The organism is Microcystis sp. M53602_WE12 (assembly GCF_030065455.1).
Taxonomy (GTDB): domain Bacteria; phylum Cyanobacteriota; class Cyanobacteriia; order Cyanobacteriales; family Microcystaceae; genus Microcystis; species Microcystis aeruginosa.
Genome location: NZ_JASJFB010000196.1, coordinates 1 through 2164, shown reverse-complemented (window position 1 = coordinate 2164; position 2164 = coordinate 1). Strand labels below are relative to the sequence as shown.

Genomic DNA, 2164 nt, shown 5'->3' with positions numbered 1-2164 from the left:
GAACATTAACGGTAATCACTTTCGAGGTTTCTCCCGCCGCAAAACTGACGGTTCCTGAGGGTAAGACTCCCCCCACAAAATCAGTGGCATTAGCTGCACTGGTTCCTGAGCCTGTTACTGCCCAGTTGACGTTATTGGCTCCTGTGGTATTAACTGCACGAGTAACGGTAAAGGTAAAGGCTTTGCTGCCACTATTCCCTTCCGTTTGGTTGGCATTGGTCGCCGCGATCGCCAAGGTGGGATTCGTGCTAGACCCCGCTAACTTCCATCCCATGTCTTTAAACAACCCCAAGGTTACAGGGCCAGGGTTAAGGATACTTTCCCCAGAACCAATAGAATAGGTCATGAGAGCGTTGGGAGTATTGTTAAATACTTCATCCAAGTGAGCGTAACTTGATCCACCACTCCAAGTGCTTGGGGCGTAGAGCTTAACTCGGTTTCCGCCATTAGCAGCATTGGCATTAGACCCATCAAAGAAAATGTTGTTACTGGTAAGCTGACTGCCCAAAGCAGTAGAAGGATTGGGAAATAGGGACGTATTCAACAAACTTTGTCCAGAACCATTCTCGGTAAAACGATCATAAATTCCTGGAAACCCTGTGCCGAATCCCCACGAGCCTACGCCAGATTGATTGTCCATCAAACCCAAGAAACCTAAACCATGACCTAGTTCATGCAGAACAACACTGACAAAACTAATTTGATTGGTGGGTACATTATTGTCTAACCCGTAATACCAGTTAAAGTTACTGTTGAACTGGGATCCAATATCACTTGCTGTCGGATCTAAATCTTGTCCTGCCAAGGAATTTGCTAGTGCAATAGGATACCAGGTATTCGTTTGAGGTGCTCCAGAAAAATTTATGAAAAAGTCCTCTGGCCCAGCCTGCCCCAGAATACCAGAACCTAAATTAGCAAAGGAAGCATTGACATTAATCGGTACAGAGGAATCCAGTAAACTCTCCCAAATATCTACGGCAAACTGAAAGGCCGTTTGCGCTGCTGGGGTAAATCCTGTGTAATTAACATTGATAACAGTATTGCTTGTAGGAAAATTAACTTGTCCCGTTGATGTCAGGAAATTGGTCGGTAATCCAACCCGAAAACGACTGGGATTGGGATCTAGAAAAAGAGAAGCTTTCGGCAAAAATCCCCCCACCTTGGAGGACGTTAGCATTTCCCCCAGAGCGCTACTTCCTGTCTTCGTCATACCCGTATCGTGAAAAGGGTCGTCAACGCTTTCCCCAGTATTCTGTAATAGCTTCCCCTCTGTCTTCAATGGAGAGGGAAGGGTTTGGATAGCGGGAAAGACCACTTGACCCGTAGCAGTAGGGGAGACTGGAACCGTGGGGGCCTCAGAGGAGACTGTAGATGGGGAGGGGTCAGAGTTCAGGACTCCTAAGGGAGAAGTTTCCTTCGATACAGTTAAATCGTCGGAACCTGTTAAATCAAAGGTGATTGGGGAGGCTCCATCAAAACTCAAAGAATCTGCTGGAGATGGCATATTTGTACTAGATAAATTGGAACTTACTTGTGTTGTCTTCATGACTTTACCTACCTAATTGTCCGAAAATTAATCGGTTAATTACTTAAGTTTGTTGAATTCTTTCTGTTTATGGTTAGGGAAAAAGACAAGCCCAACTTTTCTGCCCTGGGGCTAAATCTCTCATCTATTTATGATTATAAATAGACAAGTTTAACAAAAAAATAAATTTTTTCTTAAATTTATCCAATAGCCTGATGAGTCACAGCAATAAGAAAAGCATTATTGAGAATGAAAAAACGTGAAAGTATTAAGCTGCCTGTGCATTTAAATTACTCCTTGAGGCGCAGTTAAAATTCGTTGCGTAAATGCGTCCTAGCTTACTAGGTCAGGGTTTCTCAATCAACAGAGTAAATACTAAGACTATTTTCCAAAAACTGTAGCCCAATTATAGAAAAGATAATTAAGTGGATAAATCGCCTCTTATTGTTTCTGTTTTTAAGGGAGAAGAATAGAAATAATTTTCTAAAATATAGTCTTTAAAACCTTGCCTAGCAAGACTTGTATAAATAATAAGCACTAATAAATATACCAGGTTTATCAGAGACAATAAATGGGTAATATTTGGAGATAAAAAGTAATTTTTTGTTTAATAACTGGTAAAATTTTTTATAGTTTTTT

The 2164-nt window shown here is 41.5% G+C and carries 1 pseudogene; it reads right to left on the bottom strand.

Features of this window, described 5'->3' with window-relative positions:
- Window positions 1-1546, bottom strand: a pseudogene (locus PX482_RS07375) (hypothetical protein); the annotation flags it as partial.
- Window positions 1547-2164 lie beyond the last annotated feature (618 nt).